This is a genomic window from Mesorhizobium sp. M8A.F.Ca.ET.218.01.1.1, assembly GCF_004791165.1.
GTDB lineage: Bacteria > Pseudomonadota > Alphaproteobacteria > Rhizobiales > Rhizobiaceae > Mesorhizobium.
The window spans coordinates 1-319 of the sequence record NZ_SRUZ01000141.1; the positions used below are offsets into that span (position 1 = coordinate 1).

General features: G+C 63.3%; 1 protein-coding gene. It reads right to left on the reverse strand.

Annotated features, from left to right (window positions below):
• On the reverse strand, window positions 1–319 hold a 319-nt coding region (locus EN861_RS34745; RefSeq protein ID WP_135928239.1), incomplete at both ends, for a GntR family transcriptional regulator.

The following is a 319-nucleotide window of genomic DNA, read 5'->3' on the forward strand; positions in this document are numbered from 1 at the left end:
TTCGTCCTCGAGCCGGGCGAACTCCGCCGCTTCGGTTTGAACCGCTTCCATGGCGGACAAGGTCTCGCTCAGTCCCTCAATGGCGCGCGGCGACATGTTGATGATGGCGAGCCTCATCATGTCGGGTTCGATTATTCCGCGCATCACCAGGAGGTCGAGCGGGCTTGTCTCGGCAGCAATACCGCCGGTCGCGTCATCCGGGGCTGCCTGTCCCTTCACGAAGCTGCCGCTCCCGGCACGCCGGCGTATGAAGCCATGCTTCTCGAGTATGTCCAGCGCTTCGCGAACCGTATTGCGGGCGACGCCAAGTTCACTGGCC